Source organism: Alterinioella nitratireducens (assembly GCF_013155465.1).
Lineage (GTDB): Bacteria > Pseudomonadota > Alphaproteobacteria > Rhodobacterales > Rhodobacteraceae > Alterinioella > Alterinioella nitratireducens.
On record NZ_JABJVX010000008.1, the window covers coordinates 180,336 to 205,087 of the forward strand.

Here is a 24,752-nt window from a genome sequence, read left to right on the forward strand (position 1 = left end):
GACCGCGCCCCATGCCCGCCACCGACCCCAAGCTTATCTCCGGCAATGCCAACCGCCCGCTGGCCGAGGCCATTGCCCGCCGCATGACGCTGCACCGGGGCATGTCCGTGGGGCTGGTCGACGCGCGGGTCGAGCGCTTCAACGATCAGGAAGTCTTCGTCGAGGTGTTCGAAAACGTGCGCGGCGAGGATATGTTCATCATCCAGAGCACCTCGAACCCCGCCAATGACAACCTGATGGAACTGCTGATCATGGCCGATGCGCTGCGCCGGTCCTCGGCCGCGCGCATCACCGCCGTGATCCCCTATTTCGGCTATGCGCGGCAGGACCGCCGCACCAAGGCGCGCACGCCGATCTCGGCCAAGCTGGTCTCGAACATGATCGTGCGCGCGGGCATCGAACGGGTGCTGACGCTGGACCTGCACGCGACCCAGATCCAGGGCTTTTTCGACATTCCGGTCGACAACCTCTATGCCTCGCCGGTTTTCGCGCTGGACATCCTGCACCATTTCCACGGCCAGATGGACGAGATCATGGTGATCTCGCCCGATGTCGGCGGCGTCGCGCGCGCGCGCGAATTGGCCAAGCGGATCAATGCACCGCTTTCCATCGTGGACAAGCGCCGCGAGAAGGCGGGCGAAGTGGCCGAGATGACCGTGATCGGCGATGTGAAGGGCAAGAAATGTATCATCGTCGATGACATCTGCGACACTGCCGGCACGCTGTGCAAGGCCGCCGAGGTGCTGATGGAACAGGGTGCCGCCGAGGTTCACGCCTATATCACCCACGGCGTCCTTTCCGGCCCCGCGCAGAAACGGATCACGGAATCGGTCATGAAATCGCTCGTGATCACCGATTCGATCGAGGCCACGGCGGCCACCCGCGCCACGCCCAATATCCGCATCGTGCCGACCGCGCCGATGTTCGCGCAGGCGATCCTGAACACCTGGAACGGCACCTCGGTGTCGTCGCTCTTCCAGGACGAGACCCTGGCCCCGATCTACGAGGGCATGTATTCGCGCTGAAGGCGCCTGCGCTACTCCTCGCGGATCCGGTCCATCGCCCATCCGACGGAGAACCCGTGCAGGATGGTGGACAGCAGGATCACCAGCCCGACCAGCGACCAGAGTTGCGCCTCGTTCACGAATTCCAGGTGGCTGGCCGCGTAGCAGAGGTAGTAGATCGAGCCGATCCCGCGCACGCCGTAGATCGACACGACGGCCCGGCTGCTTGTATCCAGCGGCGTGCCGATCAGCGAGACCCACCCGGCCAGCGGTCGGATCACCACCAGAAACAGCAGCGTCAACCCGACATGCGCCCAGGTCAGATCGGCGAAGAGCATCGGCAGCACGGTGCCAAGCCCGACAAGCAGGATCGCGGTCAGCGCGTGTTCGATGGACTCGGAGAAATCGTGCAGCCGGCGGTGATACTCGTGGCCCTCTTCGACCCGGCGCAGGGTCAGCCCCATCACGGCGACCGCGATGAAGCCGTAGCCTTCGACCAGTTCGGTCGAGCCGTAGCACAGCAGAACGCCCGCCAGGGCAATAACGCCGGTGCCGGTTTCGGCCAGGATAAAGCGCCGGGGCACGTGGAACAGGACCAGGGCAAGCCCCCTTGCCCCGACCCACCCCATCGCCGCGCCAACCACGATCCGGTAGAGCACATCGCGCAGCAGCCAGTCCACCGCCCATGCCGACGGGTTCAGCCCCTCGGCGGCGACGATGAGGCCGAGATAGACGAAGGGAAAGGCCAGCCCGTCATTCAGGGCCGCCTCTGTCGTCAGGGTGAATCGGACCGGATGTTCCTCGCCCTCCTGCGGCGGGCCAACCTGCACATCGGCGGCCAGCACCGGATCGGTGGGGGCCAGCACCGCGCCGAGCAGGATGGCGCCCCCCACGGTCAGCCCCTCCAACCCGATCCCCAGCAGCATCACCGACAGGATCGTGAGCGGCATCGCCACCCCCAACATGCGCGCCGTCGGCCCCCATTTTGCCAGCGGCCTGAGGCTGTCCAGCCGCATCCCCGCGCCGAACAGCGCCATGATCACCGCCAATTCGCTGACCAGTTCCCAAATCAGCGGGGACTCGCGCGGATCGGGTGGCAGCGGCATCCCCGGCACCAGCATCGCCGCGCCCGCCCCGAAGAGGATCATCAGGGGGGCCGAGGCCGGTTCGCGGTCGGATACCATCCGTGGCAGCCAGCGCGCCAGGATCACCACGATGCCGATGACCGCCAGCGCGACGTGATAGGGGTTGAGACCGAAGAACGGGTCGTCATGCATGGGCGAATGTCACCTTGATTGCGGCGCGAATGAACGCCCTAGCTTATGGGTGAACGTCCCGATGCGCCTATAGGGTCCATTGCGCCTTGTCCGAATTACTCAGGCGGCAGCGCGGAATGGGAGTGGCTGGACATACCCCGCCTCAATAAAGATCCCAGTCATCCTCGTGCAGCAATTCGCCAATCGCCATCCAGTCGGCGCGGACGCGGGCTATCTTGCTGTCTTCCCAGGTGCGGAACACAAGCTCGAACCCGTCGCGGCGCACGTTTTGCGCGCGCAGGTCCACCCGGTGATTGGTGCTGATATCCATGTCCCACATCGAGAGCGAGACATGCACCATGGGCGGCGCGCGATACTTGTCGGAAAACCGCACCGGATGCCACGCCTCGCGCGGGCCGGTGCCGGTCCACATGTCGCCGCCGGTGTCAAAATCCTCGAACATCACTTCGCTGCCCTGCGCGATGCCGATCAGGTTGTTTCTCAGACGTTTCATTCACACTTCGCTTCTGCTCGGCCCGTAACCTGTCAAAGGAATGCGGCGGCAATAGGGAAAGTTCCCGCCACGGACCAGACAGAAAAACGCCCCGCCGGGCAAGCCAGCGGGGCGTCTTGGGGGTTTGGGCAGGACCGGCAAGCCGGGCTTACTCCATGTCTTCCATAAGCTGGACCAGGTCGGCGACGAATTTCTCCGCTCCGTCCTTGTGCTCGGCCTCGGCCTTGCTGGCGGCCTCTCGCGCCTCCTCCAGAACCGGGGTCAGGTCGTCCTTGGTCACTTCATCGCCCGCATGGGCGCGCTCGGCGATGACCGAGACGCTGTCCTCGGTGATCTCGACGAAACCGGCGGTGACGACATAGCTCTTGTCGCCGCCCGAGGCCTGGACCCGGACGATGCCGGGGCGCAGGGTCGAGATGACGGGGCTGTGGCCCGGCATCGCGGTCATGTCGCCATCGGTGCCCGGAAGCTGCACGGCACTGGCCTCAAACGAGGCCAGGCGGCGTTCCGGGGACACGAGGTCGAACTGGATGGTATCGGCCATCGGATACTCCTTAGGCGGCTTCTGCGGCCAGGCGCTCGGCTTTCGCGATCACTTCGTCGATGCCGCCGACCATGTAGAAGGCCGCTTCGGGGAAGTGGTCATACTCGCCGGCAACCACGGCCTTGAACGAGGCAATGGTTTCCTCCAGCGGCACCTGCACGCCGTCCGACCCGGTAAAGACCTTGGCGACGTCGAAGGGCTGGCTCAGGAAGCGTTCGATCTTGCGGGCACGCGACACGGCCAGCTTGTCGTCTTCGCTGAGCTCGTCCATGCCCAGAATGGCGATGATGTCCTGCAAGCTCTTGTAGCGCTGAAGCACCTGCTGCACATCGGTCGCGACCTTGTAATGCTCCTCGCCGATGATCAGCGGATCGAGCAGGCGCGAGGTCGAGCCGAGCGGGTCCACCGCCGGGTAGATGCCCTTTTCCGAGATCGCACGATCCAGAACGGTCGTGGCGTCGAGGTGGGCGAAGGACGTGGCCGGGGCCGGGTCGGTGAGGTCGTCCGCAGGCACGTAGACGGCCTGCACCGACGTGATCGAGCCCGAGCGGGTCGAGGAGATGCGTTCCTGCATCGCGCCCATGTCGGTGGCCAGCGTCGGCTGGTAGCCCACGGCGGAGGGGATACGGCCCAGAAGCGCCGACACCTCGGACCCGGCCTGGGTGAAGCGGAAGATGTTATCGACGAAGAACAGCACGTCCGAGCCGGTATCGTCGCGGAACTGCTCGGCCAGGGTCAGGCCGGACAGGGCCACGCGCATACGCGCCCCCGGCGGCTCGTTCATCTGGCCGTAGACCAGCGCGATCTTGGATTCGGAGAGGTTGTCGGGAACGATCACGCCGGATTCGATCATCTCGTGATAGAGGTCGTTGCCCTCACGGGTCCGTTCCCCCACACCGGCGAACACGGACACGCCCGAGTGCACCTTGGCGATGTTGTTGATCAATTCCATGATCAGAACCGTCTTGCCAACGCCGGCACCGCCGAAGAGGCCGATCTTGCCGCCCTTGGTGTAGGGGGCCAGCAGGTCGATGACCTTGATGCCGGTGGTCAGGATCTCGGTCTCGGTCGACTGTTCCTCGAAGGAGGGCGCATCGCCGTGGATCGGGCGGCTCTCGGTGGCATCGACCGGGCCCTTTTCGTCGACCGGCGCGCCGACGACGTTGAGGATGCGGCCAAGCGTTGCGTTGCCGACGGGCACCGAAATGGGCGCGTCCTGGTCGATGACCTCCGCGCCGCGCACCAGACCTTCGGTCGAGTCCATCGCGATGGTGCGCACGGTGTTCTCGCCCAGATGCTGCGCGACCTCAAGGACCAGGTCTTTGCCGTCATTCTGGGTGATCAGGGCGTTCAGGATCTCCGGCAGGTGATCCTCGAAATGCACGTCAACGACGGCGCCGATGACCTGCGTGATTTTGCCGACTGCGTTTGCCATGTCGTTTCGTCTCCGGTTCTTAGAGCGCTTCAGCGCCCGAGATAATTTCGATCAGCTCGTTGGTGATGACGGCCTGACGGGTGCGGTTGAACTGGATCGTCAGATCCTCGATCATCTCGCCCGCGTTGCGCGTGGCATTGTCCATCGCCGACATCCGCGCGCCCTGTTCGGACGCGCCGTTTTCCAGAAGCGCCGCGAAGATCTGGGTGGCCACACCGCGCGGCAGCAGGTCTTCCAGGATCGCCTCTTCCGAGGGTTCGTAATCGTAAAGCGTGCTGGTCCCGTCGGCATCATCCTCGAACACGGCGGGGATGATCTGCGTCGCGGTCGGGATCTGCGTGATCACGGATTCGAACCGGTTGAAGAAGATCGTGGCAACGTCGAATTCCCCGGCATCGAAACGCTTGAGGATATCGCCCGCGATCTCGGCGGCATTGGCATAGCCGATGCGCTTGACCTCGGACAGGTCGACATGGGCCACCATCAGGTCGCCATAGTCGCGGCGCAGCTGTTCGCGCCCCTTCTTGCCCACGGTCAGCAGTTTCACGGTCTTGCCCGCGCCCTGCAATTCCGCGATCTGGCCCCGCACCTTGCGCACGATGGTCGAGTTGAAACCGCCGCAGAGGCCGCGTTCCGAGGTCATCACCACCAGAAGGTGCGTGTCCTCGGCCCCCGTCCCCGTCAGCAGGCGCGGCGCGGAATCCGAGCCGCCGACCGACGCGGCAAGCCCGCCCATGACGGCCAGCATCCGTTCGGCATAGGGACGGCTGGCCTCAGCCGCTTCCTGCGCCCGGCGCAGTTTCGCGGCAGCGACCATTTGCATCGCCTTGGTGATCTTGCGGGTCGATTTGACCGACGAGATCCTGTTTTTCAGATCCTTGAGGTTTGGCATTGCCTGGCCCCCTTATGCGAAGTCAGAGGCGTATTCGTCGAGCGCGGCCTTGATCTTGTCCTCAAGCTCACCTTTGACCTTGCGGTCATTGTTGGTGATGTCGTCCAGCAGGTCCTGGTGCTTGCCGCGCAGATGCGACAGCAGCCCGGCCTCGAAGCGGCCCACCTCCTTGACGTCGACCTTGTCGAGATAGCCGTTGGTACCCGCGAAGATGACGCAGACGATCTCGGCGTTGTTGAGCGGCGAGTATTGCGGCTGCTTCATCAGCTCGGTCAGACGCGCACCGCGCGACAGCAGGCGCTGCGTTGCGGCGTCGAGGTCCGAGCCGAACTGCGCGAAGGCCGCCATTTCACGATACTGGGCAAGGCTCAGCTTGACCGGACCGGCGACCGAGGACATCGCCTTGGTCTGCGCCGAGGAGCCGACGCGCGAGACCGACAGACCGGTGTTCACGGCGGGGCGGATGCCCTGGAAGAACAGGTCGGTTTCCAGGAAGATCTGGCCGTCGGTGATCGAGATCACGTTGGTCGGGATAAAGGCCGACACGTCGCCGCCCTGGGTTTCGATGATCGGCAGCGCGGTCAGCGACCCGGCACCATGATCCTCGTTCAGCTTGGCCGAGCGTTCCAGCAGGCGCGAGTGCAGGTAGAACACGTCGCCCGGATAGGCTTCGCGGCCCGGCGGACGGCGCAGCAGCAGCGACATCTGGCGATAGGACACGGCCTGTTTCGAAAGGTCATCGTAGATGATCAGCGCGTGGCGGCCATTGTCGCGGAAGAACTCGGCCATCGAGGTTGCCGCATAAGGCGCCAGGAACTGCATCGGCGCGGGGTCGGATGCGGTGGCGGCCACGACGATGGAATATTCCATCGCGCCGCTTTCCTCCAGCTTCTTGACCAGCTGCGCCACGGTCGAGCGCTTCTGCCCGATGGCGACATAGACGCAGTAGAGCTTCTTGCTCTCGTCGTCGCCCGCGGCTTCGTTATAGCTTTTCTGGTTCAGGATCGTGTCCAGCGCCACGGCGGTCTTGCCGGTCTGGCGGTCGCCAATGATCAACTCGCGCTGGCCACGGCCGATCGGGATCATCGCGTCGATGGCCTTGAGGCCGGTCGCCATCGGCTCATGCACCGATTTACGCGGGATGATGCCGGGGGCCTTCACGTCTGCGACGCGGGTTTCCGAGGCGTTGATCGGACCCTTGCCGTCGATCGGGTTGCCGAGGCCGTCCACGACCCGGCCCAGAAGCTCGTCGCCCGCCGGCACCGACACGATGGAGTTGGTGCGCTTGACGGTGTCGCCTTCCTTGATGTCCCGGTCCGAGCCGAAGATCACGACACCAACGTTGTCGCTTTCCAGGTTCAGGGCCATGCCCATGATGCCGCCCGGAAACTCGACCATCTCGCCGGCCTGGCAGTTGTCGAGGCCATAGACGCGGGCAATACCGTCGCCAACGCTCAGCACTCGGCCAACTTCTGCAACTTCCGCGTCCTGACCGAAGCTTTTGATCTGCTCTTTCAGGATCGCAGAGATCTCGGCTGCTTGGATACTCATTTATCCGACCTCTTTCATGGTGTTCTGGAGAGAGTTGAGCTTGGAGCGGATCGAGGTGTCGATCATCTTCGAGCCCACTTTGACAACAAGACCGCCGATGATCGCCTCATCCACGGTCGCATTCAGTTTCACGTCCTTGCCAATCGCGGAGGCCAGCGACTTCGTCAGCTTCTCGGATTGGGTCTTGGTCAATGCCTTGGCCGAGACCACGTCGGCGACAACCTCGCCCTTGTGATCGGCAATCAGGCCGCGCAGCGTACGGGCCAGCGCGGGCACCACGAAGAGGCGGCGCTTGGAGGCCATCAGTTTCAGCGTGTTGGCCAGGATGTCGCCCAGGCCCATCGCCTTGGCGACGGCACCGATACCGGCCTGCATCTGGTCGCGGCTGTAGATCGGGGAATTCAGCAGGTCGCGCAGGTCGCCGCTCTCGGCCATCGCGGCCTCCAGCGTGTCCAGGTCGCCTTCCAGCGCGGGCAGGGCGTTTTCCTCCTGCGCAAGTTCAAACACGGCGGTGGCATAGCGCTTGGCAATGCCGGAGGAGATCGAAGCTGGTTCGGACACGTCCACCCTTCCGTTCTAGTGGCCGGGATCACGTCCATGACATGCCCGGCGGTTCGTTGGATCAGAGCGGAACTGTCCCCCCGCCCATGGAAATCGCGCAGGATGTAGCAGAGGTGCCTTGGACCTGCAACATAAAGGGGCATCCGGATGGTCGCGCGTTTCCGCCCTGTTTTTATAGGGATCGGGGCGCGTGCGCCAGAGTGCGACCGTTTGAAGCTTGCGCGAGACCGCCGATTTCCTGTGGATAACTGCCCGAGTCACCGGCTGTCGCGGCGGGCGGGCTGCGGCGCCCCGTCGAGGATGCGCAGGGGCCTTCGCACCCGTTCGGCCAGTCCGGGGCGGGTCGGCGCATAGCTGCGCTTGCTCGCCTCCAGCATGATCACACCGCCCGCCGTGCTGTCCGACATCTTGCGGCCCATGCGTTCGATCATCTCGGCGCTGCGCAGCCAGAACCGGCCTTCGCGGGGCGGCGCGAAGAGGGCCGCGCGGTTGCGCTGCGGCTCGAACCCATGGCTGCGCAGCTGCGCTTCCAGCTGGCCCAGGGAATAGGGCCGCCCGAAGCCGAAGGGCGTCGCGTCGCGCCGCGCCCAGAGCCCGCTGCGGTTGGGCACGATGAAGAGCGCGCGACCACCCGGCGCAAGCACCCGGTAGCATTCCTCCAGCACCGCGTCGGGATGCTGCGAGGTCTCCAGCCCGTGCAGGCAGATGAGCTTGTCCGCCATGCCCGCAGGCAGGGGCCACTTGGTTTCGCGGCACAGGACCGAGACATTGTCGCCCCCCGGCGGCCAGGGCATCACGCCTTGCGCCCCCGGCATCAGCGCCAGGACCCGCGCCGCATTGTCCAAGTAGGGCCGCATCAGCGGCGCAGCAAAACCGAAGCCCACCACCGCCTCGCCCCGCGCGTCGGGCCAGAACGAGACCACCTGATCGCGCACCGATTTCTGCGCGGCACGGCCAAGCCGGGTCCGGTAATAGAACTGGCGCAGGTCCAGAACGTCGAGATGCATTGCAACCCTTCCAGCTTTGGGCGACCCTTTGCACCCAAGCTAAGCACAGCCGGAGGATTAATCCATGCCCCTTGAGATCGTGACCGTGCCCTGCCTGTCGGACAATTACGCCTACCTGGCCCATGACCCTGACACCGGTGCCACCGCCGTTGTCGATGTGCCCGAGGCAGGCCCGATCAGGGCGGAGCTGGACCGGCGCGGCTGGCAGCTTACCGACATCCTGATCACGCATCACCACTGGGACCATGTCGATGGCGTGGCCGAGCTGGGGCAGGCAACGGGGGCCGCGACCTGGGGCAATGCGGCGGATGCCGGGCGTCTGCCGCCCCTCACCCATGCGGTCGAGCCCGGCGGCGAAGTCACGATCGGGTCCGAGACCGGCGAAGTGCTGGATGTCCCGGGCCACACGATCGGCCATGTCGCGTTTCATTTCCCCGCCTCCAGGGCCGTCTTCACCGCCGACAGCCTGATGGCGCTTGGCTGCGGGCGGCTCTTTGAGGGGACGCCGAAGCAGATGTACAAGAGCCTTGGCCACCTTGCCGCCCTGCCCCCGGAAACACAGGTCTATTCCGGCCATGAATACACCGCCGCCAACGCGAAATTCGCGCTGACTATTGAACCGGAGAACGGGGCGCTTATCTCTCGTTACGAAGCAATTGCTGCCGCGCGCGAGGCGGGGCAGCCCACCGTTCCCTCCAGCCTGCGCGACGAACTGGACACCAATCCGTTCCTGCGCAGCCACGTTTCCGAGATCAAGTCGCGGCTCGGGATGCAGGCCGCTTCTGAACCCGAGGTTTTTGCCGAAATTAGGGCGCGGAAAGACAATTTCTGACGCCGTTGCCGCAAAACCTCGCACCTGCTGCAAATTTCCTTCACCCTGGAAGGCATGACGCGGCGATAATGAAGAATTGATAAGAAATGGCTTGAACTGCGGCGAAGAAAACCGAACCTTAACAGTATCAGGCCACAGTCGGACCGGGCCCCGAGCGCCCCTCTCAGCCGATCCGGCTCAATGAAAGGAGCACTGGCAGTGCCGTCGTTTTCGAACACTCTTGAGCAAGCCATCCACGCGGCCCTGGCCCAGGCCAACGCGCGCCGCCATGAATTGGCCACCCTGGAACACCTCCTGCTTGCTTTGCTTGAGGAACCCGACGCCCTGAAGGTCATCCAGGCCTGCGGCGTCGATGTGGAGCTTTTGCGCACCACGCTTGTGACCTTCATCGACGACGACCTGTCGACGCTGGAAACCGATATCGAAGGCTCCGAGGCGGTGCCGACCGCCGCCTTCCAGCGCGTGATCCAGCGCGCCGCGATCCATGTGCAAAGCTCGGGCCGGACCGAGGTGACGGGCGCCAACGTGCTGGTCGCGATCTTCGCCGAACGCGAATCCAACGCGGCCTTCTTCCTGCAGGAACAGGACATGACCCGCTATGACGCGGTGAATTTCATCGCCCATGGCGTCGCCAAGGATCCCAGTTTCGGGGAATCCCGGCCCGTGACCGGCGCGCCCGAGATGGACGATGACGCGGTGCGCGGGGAAGCCACGCCCGAGGCCGAGGCCAAGGAAAGCGCGCTGGGAAAATACTGCGTCGATCTGAACACCAAGGCGATGAAGGGCGATGTCGATCCGCTGATCGGGCGTCACCATGAGGTTGAGCGCTGCATCCAGGTGCTCTGCCGCCGCCGAAAGAACAACCCGCTTCTGGTGGGCGACCCCGGTGTCGGCAAGACCGCCATCGCCGAAGGGCTCGCCAAGAAGATCGTCGAGGGCCAGACGCCCGAGGTTCTGCGAGGGGCGACCATCTTCTCGCTCGACATGGGCGCGCTTCTGGCCGGCACCCGCTATCGCGGCGATTTCGAGGAACGGCTCAAGGCCGTGGTCAGTGAGCTTGAGGATCACCCCGACGCGGTCCTCTTCATCGACGAGATTCACACCGTGATCGGCGCGGGCGCGACCTCCGGCGGCGCGATGGATGCCTCCAACCTGCTGAAACCCGCGCTGCAGGGCGGCAAGCTGCGCTGCATGGGCTCGACCACCTACAAGGAATTCCGCCAGCATTTCGAGAAGGACCGCGCGCTTTCCCGTCGGTTCCAGAAGATCGACGTGAACGAGCCGACGGTCGATGACAGCGTCAAGATCCTCAAGGGCCTCAAGCCCTATTTCGAGGAGCATCACGACGTCAAATACACCGCCGACGCGATCAAGTCGGCGGTGGAACTCAGCGCGCGCTACATCAACGACCGCAAGCTGCCCGACAAGGCCATCGACGTGATCGACGAGGCCGGGGCCGCACAGCACCTGGTTGCCGAAAGCAAGCGCCGCAAGACCATCGGCACCAAGGAGATCGAGGCCGTCGTCGCCAAGATCGCCCGCATCCCGCCGAAAAACGTCTCCAAGGACGATGCGGTTGTGCTGAAAGACCTGGAAGTCTCGCTGAAACGCGTTGTCTTCGGGCAGGACAAGGCCATCACGGCGCTCTCCAGCGCGATCAAGCTGGCCCGCGCGGGCCTGCGCGAACCGGAAAAGCCGATCGGCAACTACCTCTTCGCCGGTCCCACCGGTGTCGGCAAGACCGAGGTCGCCAAGCAGTTGGCAGATACGCTCGGCGTGGAACTCCTGCGTTTCGACATGTCGGAATACATGGAGAAACACGCGGTCTCGCGCCTGATTGGCGCGCCGCCGGGCTATGTCGGCTTCGACCAGGGCGGGCAGTTGACCGATGGCGTCGACCAGCATCCGCATTGCGTGCTGCTGCTGGACGAGATCGAGAAGGCGCATCCGGACGTGTTCAACATCCTGCTTCAGGTGATGGATCACGGCACGCTGACCGACCATAACGGACGCTCGGTCGATTTCCGCAACGTGGTCTTGATCATGACCTCGAACGCGGGTGCCACCGAACTGGCGAAATCGGCTGTCGGCTTTGGCCGCGACCGCCGCGAGGGCGAGGATACCGCCGCCATCGAACGCACCTTCACGCCCGAGTTCCGCAACCGTCTGGACGCGGTGATCTCCTTCGGCGCGCTGCCGAAAGAGGTGATCTTGCAGGTGGTCGAGAAATTCGTGCTGCAGCTTGAGGCGCAGTTGATGGATCGCAACGTCACCATCGAACTGACCAAGCCCGCCGCCGAATGGCTGGCCGAGAAGGGCTATGACGACAAGATGGGCGCCCGCCCGCTTGGCCGCGTCATCCAGGAGCATATCAAGAAGCCGCTGGCCGAGGAGCTTCTGTTCGGCAAGCTCGCCAAGGGCGGCAATGTCCAGGTCGGCATCAAGGATGGCGAGATCGACCTGCGGATCGAGGAACCGGGCGCGCGCCGCCTGTCCTCCAAGAAGCCGCCGCTTCTGACGGCGGAATGATCCGGCAGATCGCGATATGGGCGGCCCTTTCGGGGGCCGCCTTTTTCATGACGCCCGCACGGGCCGACGCACCGTCCCTGCGCTTTCCCCTTGATTGCGACCTGGGCGAAGACTGCTTCATCCAGCAATACATGGACCGTGATCCGGGGCCGGGGGCGCGGGATCATACCTGCGGACCGCTCAGCTATGACGGCCATACCGGCACCGATATCCGCGTGATGGACCTCTCCGACCTCGCCCGCGATATTCCGGTCTTCGCCGCCGCGCCGGGCATCGTCATCGGCCTGCGCAACAGCACCGCCGATGACGGGCGCGACGGGATGGTGGCGGGGCAGGAATGCGGCAATGGTGTGCTGCTCGATCATGGGCAGGGCTGGCAGACGCAATATTGCCACATGCGGCGCGGCTCGGTCAGCGTCACCGAGGGGCAGCGCGTGACCGAGGGTGCGCCACTCGGGCTGATGGGCTATTCCGGCAATACCGAGTTTCCGCATCTGCATATATCCGTGCGCCGGGATGGGGAGCATGTCGATCCGTTCTCCGTCGACGGCAGCTGCAGCGCGGCGGGCGAGAGCCTTTGGCAGGCGCCCCTGCCCTATCAGCCCGGCGGGTTTCTGACAGCCGGGTTCGCCACCGACATCCCCGCATTCGACAGCATCCGCGCGGGCACGGCGGGGCTGGATCGGATCGCCCCCGACGCCCCCGCCCTCGTCATCTGGGCCTATCTTTTCGGCGCGCGCGCGGGCGATGAGCTGCGGCTGCTGATCCGGCTGCCGGATGGTGACACCCTGCATGACGTGACCGTGCTCCTCGAGCGGACCCAGGCGCAGCTCTTCCGCGCCACCGGCCTGCGCGCGCGGGGCGACGCCTGGACCGAAGGCGGCTATTCGGGCGAAGTCAGGCTGATCCGCGACGGCACCGAGATCGACCGCATCACCGCCGAGACCCGGATCGCGCGTTAGCGTTCAGTGAGCTTCAGCTCGATGCGCCGGTTCTGCGCCCGCGCCTCATCCGTGTCGGCGGGGTTGATCGGACGGTATTCGCCGAACCCCGTCGCGGCCAGGCGGTGCGGCTCAATGCCCAGATCCTCGATCATGAACAGCACGACCGACAGGGCGCGCGCCTGGCTCAATTCCCAGTTATTGGCATATTCTGCGCCGGGGCGGATCTGCACATCGTCGGTATGGCCATCGACCCGGATGATCCAGTCAATCGTGTCGGGGATTTCATCGGCCACATCCAGCAGAAGATCCGCGACATTGGCGATCTGGCTCCGGCCTTCGGCGGCAAGCTCGGCCGAGCCGGACTCGAACAGAACCTCGGAGGAGAAGACGAACCGGTCGCCCTCGATCCGCACCCCCTCGCGCCCCTCCAGCAATTCGCGCAAACGCCCGAAGAACTCGGACCGGTAGCGCTCCAGCTCCTGCGCCTCAGCGGCCAGTCGGTCGGCCTCGGCCTGGGTCAGCGCCGCCGCTTCGGCTTCGGCCACCGCGCGGGCCGAGGCTTCGGCGGCAAGTTGCGCCAGCGCCGCGTTCAGATCGGCGCCCAGGTTCTCCACCTGGACCGCCGCCGCCGCGTCGCGTTCCCGCGCGTCATCCAGCAGCGCCTGCAATTGCCCCAGCTGGGTGCGCAGGGCTGCGACCTGCTCATTCAGCGCCGCGATCTGGCGCTGACTTTCCGCCGAGGCCGCCTCGGCATTGGCTTCCAGTTCCAGGTTGGCCTGCGCCAGAAGCGCCGCGCGCTGTTCCGCCTCGCTCAATGCCGTGACCTCGGCCTCGGCCAGCATCTGGGCGGTCAGCGCGGCGGCCAGTTGCGCCTCGAGGTCCGACAGGGCTGCCGCGGCCTGTGCGCTGGACGCATCCCGTGCCTCCTGCGAGGCCGCCAGTTGCCGCTCCAGCTCGCCGATCCGCGCCGCGGCCTCGGCTTGCGAGCGGTCGAGGTCCAGCAGCGCCCGCGCCAGTTCCGCTTCGAGATTGCTGAGCGATGTCCGGCTTGCGGCGAGGCCCTCCAGCGCTGCACTGGCCTGCGCCTGCGCCGTTCCAAGCTGCTCCTGAAGGTCCGAGACCAGCGCGTCGTCCCGCGTCGCGGCAGCAAGCGCTGCGGCAAGCTCCGCCTCCAGCGCGCTCAGCGCCGTTTCGCGGGCCGCGAGTTCTTCGGCATTGGCGGCGGCATCGGCCTCGGCGTCCGCAAGTCTGGTCTCCAACTCCGCGATGCGCGTCCGGCTGGTCGCCGATTGCGTGGCCAGTTGCGCCAGCGCCAGCGCAAGCTCCTCCTCCAGCACGGAGAGATCCCCGGCCCGTTCCGCCGCCTCCGACGACGCGGTTTCCAAGGCGGCCTGCGTTTCGGACAGGGCTTCGGCATCGCGGGCGCGGGCGGCGAGGGCCCGGGCCAGTTGTTCCTCCAGGTCCGACAGGTCGCCTTCCCGCTCGGCGACCTCGTCGGTCGCGGTCTCAAGCGCGGCTTGGGTTTCCGCCAGCGTGCGGTCGGCACGGGCGCGCGCGGCAAGCGCCAGCGCAAGCTCCGCCTCCAGCGCCGAGATGTCACCGGCCTGAGCCGTGGCCACCTCGGTCGCGGTCTCAAGCGCCTCTTGCGTTTCGGCCAGCGCCTCGGCGTCGCGGGCGCGGGCGGCCAGCGCCAGGGCAAGCTGCGCCTCCAGGTCCGAAACCCGTGCCGCGGCGCCAGCTTCCAGGTCCGCGATGGCCTGATCGCGGGCGGCGGTGGCGGCGACGGCGGCGGCCAGCCGCGCGGCCAGGTTCTCGCGCGCCTGATCGGCGGCGGCCAGCAGGGTCAATGTCTCCTCGGCCTCGCGGCGGCGCTCCTCCAGCGCCAGCGACATTGCGGTCAGTTCCGCGTCGGCATCCTCCAGCCGGGCGCGCAGGGCCTCGGCGGCGGCGGCCTCGACCAGGCGGGCGGTTTCCTCCTCGGTCAGTTGTGCCTCGGTGTCGTTGAGGCGTGCCCGCAGCGCCGCGGCGGCGGCGGCTTCGGCCAGGCGCGCGGTCTCCTCGGCGTCAAGGTCGCTTTCCAGCGCCGTGACCTGTGCCTCCAGATCGGCGGTGGTCCCGCGCTCATCCTCCAGCATCGCCAGGGTCTCGGCCAGCGTCGCGGCCTCGCTTTCGGCCTCGGTTTGCAGATCGGCGATCAGCGCCTCCAGTGCCTCGCGTTCGGCAGCCGCGCGCCGCGCCGCCTCCGCCGCCTCGTCGATCTCGGCGCGCGCCGCAGCGAGAGCGAGATCCAGCGCCTCGGCCTGGCTGATGCGCTCCTCGATCTCGGCGCGGGCGGCGTCGCGATCCTCGGTCAACTCCGTGTTCTGGGCCAGGAGCGTGGCGACCTGCGCCTCGAAATCGGCGATGCGGGCGGTCTGCGCCTGCGCCTGCGCCGTCAGGTTGGCAATCAGCAAGGATTGCGCGGCGATCTCCTCCTCTGCCGCTGTCAGGTTGGCCCCGAGGGTCGCGGCGCGGCGTTCCAGCTGCGAATTGCGCACCTGCTCCAGCCCCAATGCCTGCGACAGCGCGTTCAGCCGCGCATTCAGCGCATTCAGTTCGGTGTCCTGGTCGTTGATCGTCTCGGACAGGACGAATTGCACCACCATGAAGATGGTCAGCACGAAGATCATCACCATCAGCATGGCGGTGATGGCATCGACGAAACCGGGCCAGATCGAGCCTGCGAAGCGATTGCCTGCGCGGCGGTGAAAGGCCATGGCTCAGCCCTCGCCTTCGCCCGGTTCAACACGCGGGCGTCGCGGACGGCGTTGCCCCGAGGCGGAGCGGTTGAGGTCGCGCAGCGCCTCGGTCAGCGCCCCGATATCGTCGCGCAGCGCGCCCACCTCTTCGGTGCGCGAGGCCCCGATTTCCTCGAAGATCTTCAACAGTTGCACGTCGATGGAGCGCAGCCGCATCCGGCTTTCAGCGTCGATCCCGGCCTCGCCGCTGGTGGCCTGAAGCACCTCGGCCAGCCGCTCCTGCGACGCGGCCATGCGTTCGGTCGCCGCCACCTGTCCGGGGCCGAGCCGCTCGGCCAGGTCATGCAGCACCACGGTGATGTCATTCATCCGCTGTTCGGTTTCGGCATGGCGCGTTTCGGATCGGGCAAAGAGGCTCTGCAACGTGTCGATCTGGTCGACCATGTGATCCAGCACGGTGGAAATCGCGCCCCGATCCACGCCGCCGCCATCGCCCTCGCCGCTGGAAAAGCTGACCCGCGTGATGGTGGACAGCCACTCCTCCATCTCGCGGTAAAATCGGTTCTGCCCGTGGCCCGCGAAGAGCTCCAACAGGCCCACGACCAGCGATCCGGCGAGGCCAAGCAGCGACGAGGCGAAGGCCGTGCCCATGCCGCCAAGCTGTTCCTCCAGCCCGCCCATGAGGCGCCCGAACACCTCCATCCCGCTTTCCTCCGCCGAGGGTTGCAGGGACCGGATGGTCTCCACCACCGCCGGAACGGTGATGGCCAGCCCGTAGAACGTGCCCAGAAGGCCGAGGAAAATCAGCAGGTTGGTGATATAGCGCGTGATGTCGCGGCTTTCCTCCATCCGCGCGCCGACGGAATCGAGGATCGAACGCGACGAGGCCGAGGTCAGTTGCAGCCTTGTGCCGCGCGCGCGCAAGATGCCTTCCAGCGGGGCCAGAAGGCGCGGCGGGCGGTCCTGGTGCTCGGTGCTGCCCGAGGCGATTTCCTCGATCCACGAGATCGAGGAAAAGAGCTGCGCCACCTGCCAGTAGCAGGCCAGGACGCCGACCAGGAACACCACCGCGATGGTGCCGTTGAGAAACGTATTGGCCAGGAAGACGGGCGCGACCGAGGGGAAGACGAAGAAGGTGCCAAGCCCGACCAGCCCGCAGATCATCAGCATGATGACAATCTGGCGGATCGGTTGCGTGAATCTTGGCGCGTCTGGTCTGCTCGTCACCGGGGGTTCTGCCCAAATCGGTTGTTTCGTGCCACCCTACAGGGGTTGGTCGGCTCTGCCAACTGCAATGGAATCAGGCCGGTTTCAACCCACGAACCCGTGACACCAGCCAATCCAGATCGGCATCGGCCAGGTCAAGCTCGGCCAGATGGCTGGCGGTATTGTAGAGGTATTCGTCATTCGGACCGCGCCCGCCGGTGGCCCGCGCGATGATCTGCGCCTGATCCTCCAGCGCCATGCCGGCAACATATTGCACATGCGCGCGGTCGATCACGTAGGTGACCGCCATGGCCTGCGCCCCGTCGCGGAAGAGGATCGGCAATTCGCGCTCCAGATAGGCCGAGGAGATCAGCTCGCGGTCGCGCAGATAGGCGATGGTGGCGTCGCGCCGCGCGGCGGCCACGCGGAACGCCACGCCGTCGCAATGTTCGCCCGGCGCCTCATCCAGCGCCAGCACAAGGCCCGGCGCCTCCTCGGTGCCACGGTGATGGATGGACGACATGCAGAACGAGCGGTGCCAGCCGGGCAGCCGCGCGATGCGGCGCTCCTCGACCTCGAAGCCGGGGTTCCAGATCAACGAGCCATAGCCGAACACCCACAGATCCATACACACAGCCTTCCTCTGGTTTCCTGTCGCAGCCCCCCGTATATGCACGTCACGCGCGGCGGATGAAACAGGGGAATCGCGGCATGAAACTGGTTGCCTGGATCGTCGGTCTGGCTGCGCTTTTGTGGTCCGGGGTCTGGCTTGCGGGCGCGATCACGACCGAGCGCCTGTCGCGCGGCTGGTTCGAGCAGCGGCAGGAGGCCGGATGGGTCGCGATGCAGGACGAGATCGAGACCACCGGCTTTCCGCTTGCGTTCGAAACCGCCTTTCGTGGCGTCAACCTCGCCGATCCCTTCACCGAATGGGCCTGGCAGGCCGAGGAGTTCCACCTGGTCCAGCCGGCCTGGCAGCCGCAATCCCTGCGCGCGATCTGGCCCCGGACGCAGGTGCTGGCCACGCCCCTCGAACAGCTCACCATCACCTCGGATCGGATGGAGGCGTTGCTGCATGTCCGCCCGACCGCCGATTTCGCGCTGGTCCAGGCCGAGGCCGATCTTGCCGCGCTCAGCATCGACAGCGACCTGGGCTGGACCAGCGCCGTCGACAGCGCCCGTTTCGAGATGCGCGACGCGGGCGAGGCGCGCTATGACATCCAGTTCGACGCCACCGGCGTTTCCCCGGCAGGCGGCGTGTTGCGCCGTTTGGATCCGCGCGGCCAGCTGCCCGAGGTCATAGAGCGGGTCCATGCGTCCGGCGAAGTCGGTTTCGACCGCCCGTGGGACATCACCGCGCTGGAGGTTTCGCGGCCGCAATTCACCCGCATCGACCTGGAGGAGCTGCGCGCGGATTGGGGCGCTCTGTCGCTGCGCATGTCCGGCACGCTGGAGATCGACGGGGCGGGCGTGCCCACCGGCGATGTCGCGGTCAGGGCCGAAAACTGGCGGCAGATCATCGCGCTTGGCGTCAATGCGGGGCTGGTGCCGCCCGCAATGCAGGGCACGCTGGAAACCGGCCTTTCGGTCATCGCCAACCTGTCGGGCCGCGCGCAGGATATCGACGTGACGCTCAGATTTGCGGATGGGCGGGCCTATCTGGGGCCGATCCCGCTTGGCCCGTCGCCGTATTTCTACCTTTATTGACGGCAGGCGGTTAGCGGCAATAGGCCCCGTTGCGATAGGACGCCACATCAAGGTGGAAATGGTCCTGATGGTAGCGGTCGGCATTGGGCCCCAGAACCGTGCCGAAGGGCCCGCAGGCCGCGCGGTGCAGGTTGCGCAGGATGCGCCCCTCGGCCCCGCTGCCCCAATCCGACAGCACGGTGAGTTCGCTGCCATCGGCCAGACCGATACCGGCAATGTCGATGGCGCTGCCGGTGGCATGTTCCGACAGCCGCGCGCCGGGGACGTTGTTGCGGGTGCGGCACGAATAGGAGGCGATGACACGCAGCGACGCAACACCCCCGCCGCGCCGCCCGACCTCGGGCACCACCGCGCCCGCAAGCCAGTCCTGCAATGCCAGCGCCGCGTCGCAACTCAGTGTCGGGCGCTGCGACAGGGCGATTCCGTTGATGGCGCTGATGCGCACCGGCTCGTCGATGCCGCATCCGTTCAGGCGGCCGGGTATGCGCTCCAGCCGTTCGCCCTCGATGCCGCGCACACCGCAGAGACGGCCATTGCGCGTGTCGGGATCCTCGCGCCGGTTATTGCCCCGCAGGAACGCCAGCAGCCCGCCGCCGCCCCGGCCATTGCCCTGCTCCTGCGCCGGTTCGGCGGGTGCGGATGGCACAGCCGCCCCGGCCGAGGCCGCCGGTGCCGCGGCCACGCGCGTTGCGGGGCGTTGAAGGGGCCGCAGCGACTGGCCCGGTGCGAATTCACTGGCCAGCACGATCCGCACCTCGGGCGCGGGCAAGGCAGGCGCCGCAACCACCGCCTCCGCCCCCGGACGCGGCAGGGGACGCAGCGATTGGCCCGGTGCCTCGGCCAGAACCGGCAGGGCCAGCCCGGCCAACAGCATTGTCAATCCCGCCCGTTTCATTCCGCCGCTTCCCCCTTGCGCCGCGCCCCGCGCCCGAAATCGGGGGCGTCCGTGTCCTGCCCCGCCTCGATGATGCCGCGCCGGATCGCGCGGGTGCGGGTGAAATAGTCGAAAAGGTGATCGCCATCGCCCTGCCGGATCGCGCGCTGCAGGGCGAAAAGCTCCTCGGTGAAGCGGCCCAGGATCTCCAGGGTCGCCTCCTTGTTCGACAGGAACACGTCGCGCCACATGGTCGGGTCGCTGGCGGCGATCCGGGTGAAATCGCGGAAACCGGCGGCGGAATACCTGATCACCTCGCTATCGGTCACGCGGCGCAGATCGTCGGCCACGCCCACCATCGTATAGGCGATGAGATGCGGCGCGTGGCTGGTCACGGCCAGCACCAGATCATGGTGATCGGCGTCCATCTCCTCGACCAATGCGCCGAACGCTTCCCAAAGCGCGCGCAGCTTCAGGGTGGCCTCCTTGTCGGTCCCCTCGGGCGGGGTCAGGATCAGGTAACGGTTCTCGAACAGTTCCGCGAAGCCCGATCGCGGCCCGGAATGCTCGGTGCCGGCCAGCGGGTGGCCCGGAACAAAGGCGACATGATCCGGCAGGAGCGGCCCGACCGTGGCGATCACGTCCTTCTTGACGGATCCCACATCCGTTACCGTCGCGCCCCTTGCCAGATGCGGCGCGATCTGTGCCGTCACAGCCCCCATCGCGCCCACCGGCACGCAGAGCACGACGAGATCGGCCCCCTCCACCGCCTCCGCCGCCGTCTCCACGATCCGGTCGCACAACCCGATTTCCTGCGCGATCGTTCGCGTCTCGGCCGAGCGCGCGGTCCCCACGATCTCACCGGCCAGCCCGCCCCGCCGCATCGCCAGCGCCATCGAGCCCGCAATCAGCCCAAGCCCGATCAGCGCCACCCGCTCATAGATCACCGTCATGTCGCCTCTCCGAACCGGGCCATGACCTCCAGCAGCCGGGTCACATCCTCTTCCCGACCCACCGTAATCCGAATGGCCCCCGGCAGGCCATAGGCCGCGACCAGCCGCACGATGATGCCATGCGCCTTCAGATGCGCATCCGCCGCCGCCGCGCGTTCGGCGCTGCCCACATGGACGGTGATGAAATTGGCGTGACTCGGGTCCGAGGGGTATCCCATCGCCGTCAGCCCCTCGGCCAGCCGCGCCCGCTGCACCCGGTTCACCTCGCGGCACATCTGCATATAGGCGGGATCACGCATCGCCGCCTCGGCCCCCGCCAGCGCCAGCGTCGACAGGTTGAACGGCCCCCGCACCCGGTTCAGCACGTCGATCACCGCGCGCGGGCCATAGCCCCACCCGACGCGAAGGCCCCCAAGCCCGTAGATCTTGGAGAATGTCCGCGTCATCACAACGTTTTCGCGCGCCTCGACCAGGCCCGCGCCGCCATCGTCGCCCTCGACATAGTCGATATAGGCCGCGTCGATCACCAGCAGGCAATTTGCGGGCAACCCCTCGGCCAGCCGCGCCATCTCCTGCGCGCCGATCATCGTGCCGGTCGGGTTGCCGGGATTGGTCACGAAGACCAGCCGCGTGCGGCCCGTCACGCCCGCCAGGATCGCATCGACATCGACCACGCGGGCCTTTTCCTTGACCACGACCGGCGTGGCCCCCGCCGCCAAAGCCGAGATGCGATACATCAGGAACCCATGCTCGGTATGGAGCACCTCATCCCCCGGTCCGGCATAGGCCTGGCAGAGAAAGGTGATCACCTCGTCGCTGCCGACGCCGCAGATGATCCGCTCGGCCTGCAACCCCAAGCCCTCGGCAATCGCCTGCCGCAGCCCCCCGTGATCCGTCGCCGGATAAAGATGCATCCGCGCCGCTTCCGCCGCGACCGCCTCGACGGCGCGCGGGCTCGGACCGAAGGGGTTCTCGTTGGAACTGAGCTTGAGCACATCGGACCGGCCCGCGATCTTCGACGCGCCGCCCTGGTAGAGCGCAATCTCCATGATACCGGGCTGCGGGGTTATGACTGTCATCGGGGCGGACCTTCTCTCGCTTCGCAGGCCTTCTAGCCGCAGCCGCGGGCCTTGAAAACCACCCCCGGCCCGCAGGCCCCCTTTCATTTTGCCGAAAATACCTCGGGGGGCTTGGGGGGCTGGCCCCCCAATCGGTCGACGCGCGCAAGCGCGGCGAAATCGCTCAATAGAAACTCTGCGGGTCGATATCGACCGACAGGCGCAGGGCACCCGGCAGTTTCAGCCCCCCGACCCAGTCCCGCAACGCGCCCTGGATCGGCGCGCCGCGCGGGGCCTTGACCAGAAGGCGCACCCGGTGCCGCCCCCGGATGCGCGCTATCGGCGCGGGCGCTGGCCCGTAGACCGTGCCGCCGATGGCCGTGATCGGCGCGTCGCTGCGGGCCAGGTGATTGGCCAGGTCAAAGGCCTGGGCTGCATCGGGCGAGGACACCACGATCCCTGCCAGGCGGCCAAAGGGCGGCATCCCCGTCGCGCGCCTCTCATCGGCCTCGGCGCGCCAGAACCCCTCCTCGTCGCCCGAGAGGATGGCGCGGATCACCGGATGCTCGGGCTGGAAGCTCTGCAACAGCGCCACCCCCGGCACCTCGGCCCGGCCCGCGCGCCCCGCGACCTGGCGCATCAGTTGAAACGTGCGTTCCGCCGCGCGCAGGTCCGAGCCTTGCAGCCCCAGATCGGCGTCGATCACGCCAACCAGCGTCAGGCGCGGGAAGTTATGCCCCTTGGCGACCAGCTGCGTGCCGATGATGATATCCGTCTCCCCCTCGGCGATCTCGGCGATCCGGGCCTTGAGCGCGCGCGCCGAGCCGAAGAGGTCCGAGGACAGCACCGCCATGCGCGCCTCGGGAAAGAGCGCCTCGACCTCTTCGGCCAGCCGCTCCACGCCGGGGCCGACGGCGGCCATCTTGCCCGCGACCCCGCAGGACGGGCAGGCCTCGGGCATCGGCTTGGTCTCGCCGCATTGGTGGCACATCAGCCGCTTCTGGAACCGGTGTTCCACCATGCGCGCGTCGCAGTGATCGCAGCCGACCTGTTCGCCGCAGGCCCGGCACAGCGTCACCGGCGCATATCCGCGACGGTTGAGGAACAACAGCGACTGCTCGCCCCGCGCCAGCCGCGCCCGCACGGCGGCTTGCAACGTGGGCGAGACCCACCGGTTGCCCGGCAGATCCTCGGCCCGCATGTCGATTGCGCGCATCTCGGGCATGACCGCCGCGCCGAAGCGGTCGGCCAGGTCGACGCGGGCATATTTGCCCGACTCCGCGTTCCACCAGCTTTCGAGCGACGGCGTGGCCGAGGCCAGCACCACCTGCGCATCGTTGAGCGAGGCCCGAAGCACGGCCATGTCCCGCGCCGAATAAAGCGCGCCATCCTCCTGCTTGTAGCTGGTGTCATGTTCCTCATCGACCACGATCAGCCCGAGGTCGCGGAACGGCAGGTAGAGCGCCGAGCGCGCGCCCACGACCAACTCCGCCGCCCCCTGCCCCACCATGCGCCAGCAGCGGCGGCGTTCGGTCATGGTCACACCGGAATGCCATTCGGCGGGCTCCGCCCCGAAGCGCGCCTTGACGCGGGTCAGGAATTCGCTCGTCAGGGCGATCTCGGGCAGCAGCACCAGCGCCTGCCGCCCCTGTCGCAGACATTCCGCGACCGCCTCCAGGTAGACTTCCGTCTTGCCCGACCCGGTGACGCCCTTCAGCAGCGTGGTGCCATAAGTGCCGTCCCCGATCCCCGCCACCAGGGGCGCCACCGCCGCCGCCTGGCTTTCCGTCAGCGGCTTGCCGGGCCGGTCGAGGTCAAGCGGCAGATAGGGCGCATCCCGCGGCGTATCCACTTCCTCGACCGCGCCCTGCGCCACCAGCCCCTTGATGACCGAGGCGGATGTGCCCGCCATCTCGGCCAGTTCCTTCTGCGTGAAGGCCAGGCCGCCATATTCCTCCAGCACCGCCAGCACGCGGGTGCGGGCGTCGGTCATCCGGTCGGGCGCCTCCATCCCCAGACGGTAGAGCTTTTTCATAGAGGGCGGATCGGCCAGCCCCGGCGCGCGGGTGGCCAGCCGCAGCATGGCGCTCATCGGCGTCAGCGTGTAGGCCCCGGCGCGGGTCAGGAACGCACGCATCTCGGCGCGCATCGGGGCCACGTCCAGCACCTTGGCGACCTGCCGCACCTTCGCCGGATCCCAATCGCCGCGCCCCGGCCCCCAGATGATGCCGATCACCTTGCGCGGGCCGAGGGGCACCACCACGAAGGCGCCCATCCAGCAGCCGCCCTCGGGCGCCTTGTAATCCAGCACCCGATCCAGCGGCTCGGCCGTCAGCACGCCAACCAGCGTGCCTTCTTCGAAGTAGTCGGGCATTGTCATGTTAGCGCAAACACAATCAGGGTTCCCGCCACCCTATTCCTGCGCTATGACATGCGCAAACCGCTTCACTGATCCCAAGGGGGGAATGCGACATGAAATTCTTCGTAGATACCGCAGATGTCGATGCAATCGCCGAGCTCAATGACCTTGGAATGGTCGATGGCGTCACCACCAACCCGTCGCTGATCCTGAAATCGGACCGCGACATTGTCGAGGTCACCAAGGAGATCTGCGACATGGTCGATGGCCCGGTTTCCGCCGAGGTCGTCGCGCTGGAGGCCGACGCGATGCTGACCGAGGGCCGCAAGCTGGCCGAGATCGCCGACAATATCTGCATCAAGCTGCCCCTGACGCTGGACGGGCTCAAGGCCTGCAAGATCCTGACCGGCGAGGGCTACAAGACCAATGTGACGCTGTGTTTCTCGGCCAACCAGGCGCTTCTGGCGGCCAAGGCGGGGGCCACCTATATCTCGCCCTTCATCGGGCGGCTCGACGATCTCAATGTCGATGGCATGGACCTGATCGCGGAGATCCGCCAGATCTATGACAATTACGGGTTCGAGACGCAGATCCTCGCCGCCTCGATCCGCTCGGCCAACCACATGAAAGAGGCCGCGCTGATCGGCGCCGATGTCGCCACCGCGCCGCCGGGTGTGATCAAGGCGATGGCCAATCACGTGCTGACCGACAAGGGGCTGGACGCCTTTTTGAAGGATTGGGAAAAAACAGGGCAGAAAATCGTCTGAGCATGGTATAGGCTCTGCCCA

Annotated in this window: 21 protein-coding genes; 6 read left to right on the plus strand and 15 right to left on the minus strand. The window is 66.6% G+C overall.

Annotated features, from left to right (window positions below):
- Nucleotides 1-11 precede the first annotated feature (11 nt).
- Complete coding sequence (locus HNS34_RS14520) at nucleotides 12-1,025, plus strand: ribose-phosphate pyrophosphokinase (protein ID WP_172320809.1); 1,014 nt, start codon at nucleotides 12-14, stop codon at nucleotides 1,023-1,025.
- 11 nt (nucleotides 1,026-1,036) lie between these two features.
- On the opposite strand, the gene HNS34_RS14525 is transcribed toward HNS34_RS14520, so the two are convergent.
- From HNS34_RS14525 to HNS34_RS14560, 8 genes are all read right to left on the minus strand, one after another.
- The gene (locus HNS34_RS14525; RefSeq protein ID WP_172320810.1) at nucleotides 1,037-2,281 is read right to left on the minus strand and encodes a cation:proton antiporter; all 1,245 of its coding nucleotides are present in this window, start codon (nucleotides 2,279-2,281) and stop codon (nucleotides 1,037-1,039) included.
- 142 nt (nucleotides 2,282-2,423) lie between these two features.
- Nucleotides 2,424-2,774 carry an H-type lectin domain-containing protein gene (locus tag HNS34_RS14530; RefSeq protein ID WP_172320811.1) on the minus strand — a complete coding sequence of 117 codons (351 nt, stop codon included), beginning with the start codon at nucleotides 2,772-2,774 and terminating at the stop codon, nucleotides 2,424-2,426.
- A 148-nt stretch (nucleotides 2,775-2,922) separates the two neighbouring features.
- Entirely contained in the window at nucleotides 2,923-3,318 is a 396-nt protein-coding gene (locus tag HNS34_RS14535; RefSeq protein WP_172320812.1) for a F0F1 ATP synthase subunit epsilon, read from the minus strand.
- Between the two features lie 10 nt (nucleotides 3,319-3,328).
- Nucleotides 3,329-4,753: a F0F1 ATP synthase subunit beta gene (atpD, locus tag HNS34_RS14540; RefSeq protein WP_172320813.1), complete on the minus strand. Its 1,425-nt coding sequence runs from the start codon at nucleotides 4,751-4,753 to the stop codon at nucleotides 3,329-3,331.
- 19 nt (nucleotides 4,754-4,772) lie between these two features.
- On the minus strand, nucleotides 4,773-5,645 hold the full coding sequence (locus tag HNS34_RS14545) for a F0F1 ATP synthase subunit gamma (RefSeq protein WP_172320814.1): 873 nt from the start codon (nucleotides 5,643-5,645) through the stop codon (nucleotides 4,773-4,775).
- A gap of 12 nt (nucleotides 5,646-5,657) precedes the next feature.
- On the minus strand, nucleotides 5,658-7,196 hold the full coding sequence (atpA, locus tag HNS34_RS14550; RefSeq protein WP_172320815.1) for a F0F1 ATP synthase subunit alpha: 1,539 nt from the start codon (nucleotides 7,194-7,196) through the stop codon (nucleotides 5,658-5,660).
- Nucleotides 7,197-7,763, minus strand: a complete 567-nt coding sequence (locus HNS34_RS14555) for a F0F1 ATP synthase subunit delta (protein WP_172320816.1) — start codon at nucleotides 7,761-7,763, stop codon at nucleotides 7,197-7,199.
- Nucleotides 7,764-8,014: 251 nt separating this feature from the next.
- Nucleotides 8,015-8,764: a class I SAM-dependent methyltransferase gene (locus tag HNS34_RS14560; protein ID WP_172320817.1), complete on the minus strand. Its 750-nt coding sequence runs from the start codon at nucleotides 8,762-8,764 to the stop codon at nucleotides 8,015-8,017.
- Nucleotides 8,765-8,828: 64 nt separating this feature from the next.
- Between HNS34_RS14560 and gloB the strand changes: the two genes are divergently transcribed.
- The 3 genes from gloB (at nucleotide 8,829) to HNS34_RS14575 (ending at nucleotide 13,087) form a co-directional block, all read left to right on the plus strand.
- The gene (gene gloB, locus HNS34_RS14565; RefSeq protein ID WP_172320818.1) at nucleotides 8,829-9,596 is read left to right on the plus strand and encodes a hydroxyacylglutathione hydrolase; all 768 of its coding nucleotides are present in this window, start codon (nucleotides 8,829-8,831) and stop codon (nucleotides 9,594-9,596) included.
- Nucleotides 9,597-9,794: 198 nt separating this feature from the next.
- Entirely contained in the window at nucleotides 9,795-12,125 is a 2,331-nt protein-coding gene (gene clpA / locus HNS34_RS14570; protein ID WP_172320819.1) for an ATP-dependent Clp protease ATP-binding subunit ClpA, read from the plus strand.
- Entirely contained in the window at nucleotides 12,122-13,087 is a 966-nt protein-coding gene (locus HNS34_RS14575; RefSeq protein ID WP_172320820.1) for a M23 family metallopeptidase, read from the plus strand. The genes clpA and HNS34_RS14575 overlap by 4 nt, the downstream gene beginning before the upstream one ends.
- Here the strand turns inward: HNS34_RS14575 and HNS34_RS14580 are convergent.
- From HNS34_RS14580 to HNS34_RS14590, 3 genes are all read right to left on the minus strand, one after another.
- Nucleotides 13,084-15,825 carry a peptidoglycan -binding protein gene (locus HNS34_RS14580; RefSeq protein WP_172320821.1) on the minus strand — a complete coding sequence of 914 codons (2,742 nt, stop codon included), beginning with the start codon at nucleotides 15,823-15,825 and terminating at the stop codon, nucleotides 13,084-13,086. The two genes, HNS34_RS14575 and HNS34_RS14580, sit on opposite strands and share 4 nt — an antisense overlap.
- Before the next feature lie 3 nt (nucleotides 15,826-15,828).
- Nucleotides 15,829-16,977, minus strand: coding sequence for a biopolymer transporter ExbB (locus HNS34_RS14585; protein ID WP_235952741.1), 1,149 nt, complete (start codon nucleotides 16,975-16,977; stop codon nucleotides 15,829-15,831).
- Nucleotides 16,978-17,107: 130 nt separating this feature from the next.
- Nucleotides 17,108-17,641, minus strand: a complete 534-nt coding sequence (locus HNS34_RS14590) for a gamma-glutamylcyclotransferase (RefSeq protein ID WP_172320823.1) — start codon at nucleotides 17,639-17,641, stop codon at nucleotides 17,108-17,110.
- An 83-nt stretch (nucleotides 17,642-17,724) separates the two neighbouring features.
- Here HNS34_RS14590 and HNS34_RS14595 point away from each other — a divergent pair, with 83 nt between their 5' ends.
- Entirely contained in the window at nucleotides 17,725-18,720 is a 996-nt protein-coding gene (locus HNS34_RS14595) for a DUF2125 domain-containing protein (protein WP_172320824.1), read from the plus strand.
- 10 nt (nucleotides 18,721-18,730) lie between these two features.
- Here HNS34_RS14595 and HNS34_RS14600 read toward each other — a convergent pair whose 3' ends face one another.
- The 4 genes from HNS34_RS14600 to HNS34_RS14615 all read right to left on the minus strand — a co-directional run bounded on the left by HNS34_RS14600 (nucleotide 18,731) and on the right by HNS34_RS14615 (nucleotide 23,979).
- Nucleotides 18,731-19,615 carry an extensin-like domain-containing protein gene (locus HNS34_RS14600; protein ID WP_172320825.1) on the minus strand — a complete coding sequence of 295 codons (885 nt, stop codon included), beginning with the start codon at nucleotides 19,613-19,615 and terminating at the stop codon, nucleotides 18,731-18,733.
- The gene (locus HNS34_RS14605) at nucleotides 19,612-20,547 is read right to left on the minus strand and encodes a prephenate/arogenate dehydrogenase family protein (protein ID WP_172320826.1); all 936 of its coding nucleotides are present in this window, start codon (nucleotides 20,545-20,547) and stop codon (nucleotides 19,612-19,614) included. The genes HNS34_RS14600 and HNS34_RS14605 overlap by 4 nt, the downstream gene beginning before the upstream one ends.
- On the minus strand, nucleotides 20,544-21,626 hold the full coding sequence (gene hisC, locus HNS34_RS14610; RefSeq protein WP_172320827.1) for a histidinol-phosphate transaminase: 1,083 nt from the start codon (nucleotides 21,624-21,626) through the stop codon (nucleotides 20,544-20,546). The genes HNS34_RS14605 and hisC overlap by 4 nt, the downstream gene beginning before the upstream one ends.
- 163 nt (nucleotides 21,627-21,789) lie before the next feature.
- Nucleotides 21,790-23,979 (minus strand): primosomal protein N', encoded by a 2,190-nt coding sequence (locus tag HNS34_RS14615; RefSeq protein ID WP_407925868.1) that lies wholly within the window; start codon nucleotides 23,977-23,979, stop codon nucleotides 21,790-21,792.
- Between the two features lie 98 nt (nucleotides 23,980-24,077).
- Between HNS34_RS14615 and fsa the strand changes: the two genes are divergently transcribed.
- Nucleotides 24,078-24,731 (plus strand): fructose-6-phosphate aldolase, encoded by a 654-nt coding sequence (gene fsa / locus HNS34_RS14620; protein ID WP_172320829.1) that lies wholly within the window; start codon nucleotides 24,078-24,080, stop codon nucleotides 24,729-24,731.
- The last annotated feature ends 21 nt before the right edge of the window (nucleotides 24,732-24,752 follow it).

Bases quoted from the DNA above. Each gene is read 5' to 3' on its own strand.
- HNS34_RS14520 (WP_172320809.1), top strand. From the start codon at position 12: ATGCCCGCCACCGACCCCAAGCTTATCTCCGGCAATGCCAACCGCCCG.
- HNS34_RS14525 (WP_172320810.1), bottom strand. From the start codon at position 2,281: ATGCATGACGACCCGTTCTTCGGTCTCAACCCCTATCACGTCGCGCTG.
- HNS34_RS14530 (WP_172320811.1), bottom strand. From the start codon at position 2,774: ATGAAACGTCTGAGAAACAACCTGATCGGCATCGCGCAGGGCAGCGAA.
- HNS34_RS14535 (WP_172320812.1), bottom strand. From the start codon at position 3,318: ATGGCCGATACCATCCAGTTCGACCTCGTGTCCCCGGAACGCCGCCTG.
- atpD (WP_172320813.1), bottom strand. From the start codon at position 4,753: ATGGCAAACGCAGTCGGCAAAATCACGCAGGTCATCGGCGCCGTCGTT.
- HNS34_RS14545 (WP_172320814.1), bottom strand. From the start codon at position 5,645: ATGCCAAACCTCAAGGATCTGAAAAACAGGATCTCGTCGGTCAAATCG.
- atpA (WP_172320815.1), bottom strand. From the start codon at position 7,196: ATGAGTATCCAAGCAGCCGAGATCTCTGCGATCCTGAAAGAGCAGATC.
- HNS34_RS14560 (WP_172320817.1), bottom strand. From the start codon at position 8,764: ATGCATCTCGACGTTCTGGACCTGCGCCAGTTCTATTACCGGACCCGG.
- gloB (WP_172320818.1), top strand. From the start codon at position 8,829: ATGCCCCTTGAGATCGTGACCGTGCCCTGCCTGTCGGACAATTACGCC.
- HNS34_RS14575 (WP_172320820.1), top strand. From the start codon at position 12,122: ATGATCCGGCAGATCGCGATATGGGCGGCCCTTTCGGGGGCCGCCTTT.
- HNS34_RS14580 (WP_172320821.1), bottom strand. From the start codon at position 15,825: ATGGCCTTTCACCGCCGCGCAGGCAATCGCTTCGCAGGCTCGATCTGG.
- HNS34_RS14585 (WP_235952741.1), bottom strand. From the start codon at position 16,977: ATGCTGATGATCTGCGGGCTGGTCGGGCTTGGCACCTTCTTCGTCTTC.
- HNS34_RS14590 (WP_172320823.1), bottom strand. From the start codon at position 17,641: ATGGATCTGTGGGTGTTCGGCTATGGCTCGTTGATCTGGAACCCCGGC.
- HNS34_RS14595 (WP_172320824.1), top strand. From the start codon at position 17,725: ATGAAACTGGTTGCCTGGATCGTCGGTCTGGCTGCGCTTTTGTGGTCC.
- HNS34_RS14600 (WP_172320825.1), bottom strand. From the start codon at position 19,615: ATGAAACGGGCGGGATTGACAATGCTGTTGGCCGGGCTGGCCCTGCCG.
- HNS34_RS14605 (WP_172320826.1), bottom strand. From the start codon at position 20,547: ATGACGGTGATCTATGAGCGGGTGGCGCTGATCGGGCTTGGGCTGATT.
- hisC (WP_172320827.1), bottom strand. From the start codon at position 21,626: ATGACAGTCATAACCCCGCAGCCCGGTATCATGGAGATTGCGCTCTAC.
- HNS34_RS14615 (WP_407925868.1), bottom strand. From the start codon at position 23,979: ATGCCCGACTACTTCGAAGAAGGCACGCTGGTTGGCGTGCTGACGGCC.
- fsa (WP_172320829.1), top strand. From the start codon at position 24,078: ATGAAATTCTTCGTAGATACCGCAGATGTCGATGCAATCGCCGAGCTC.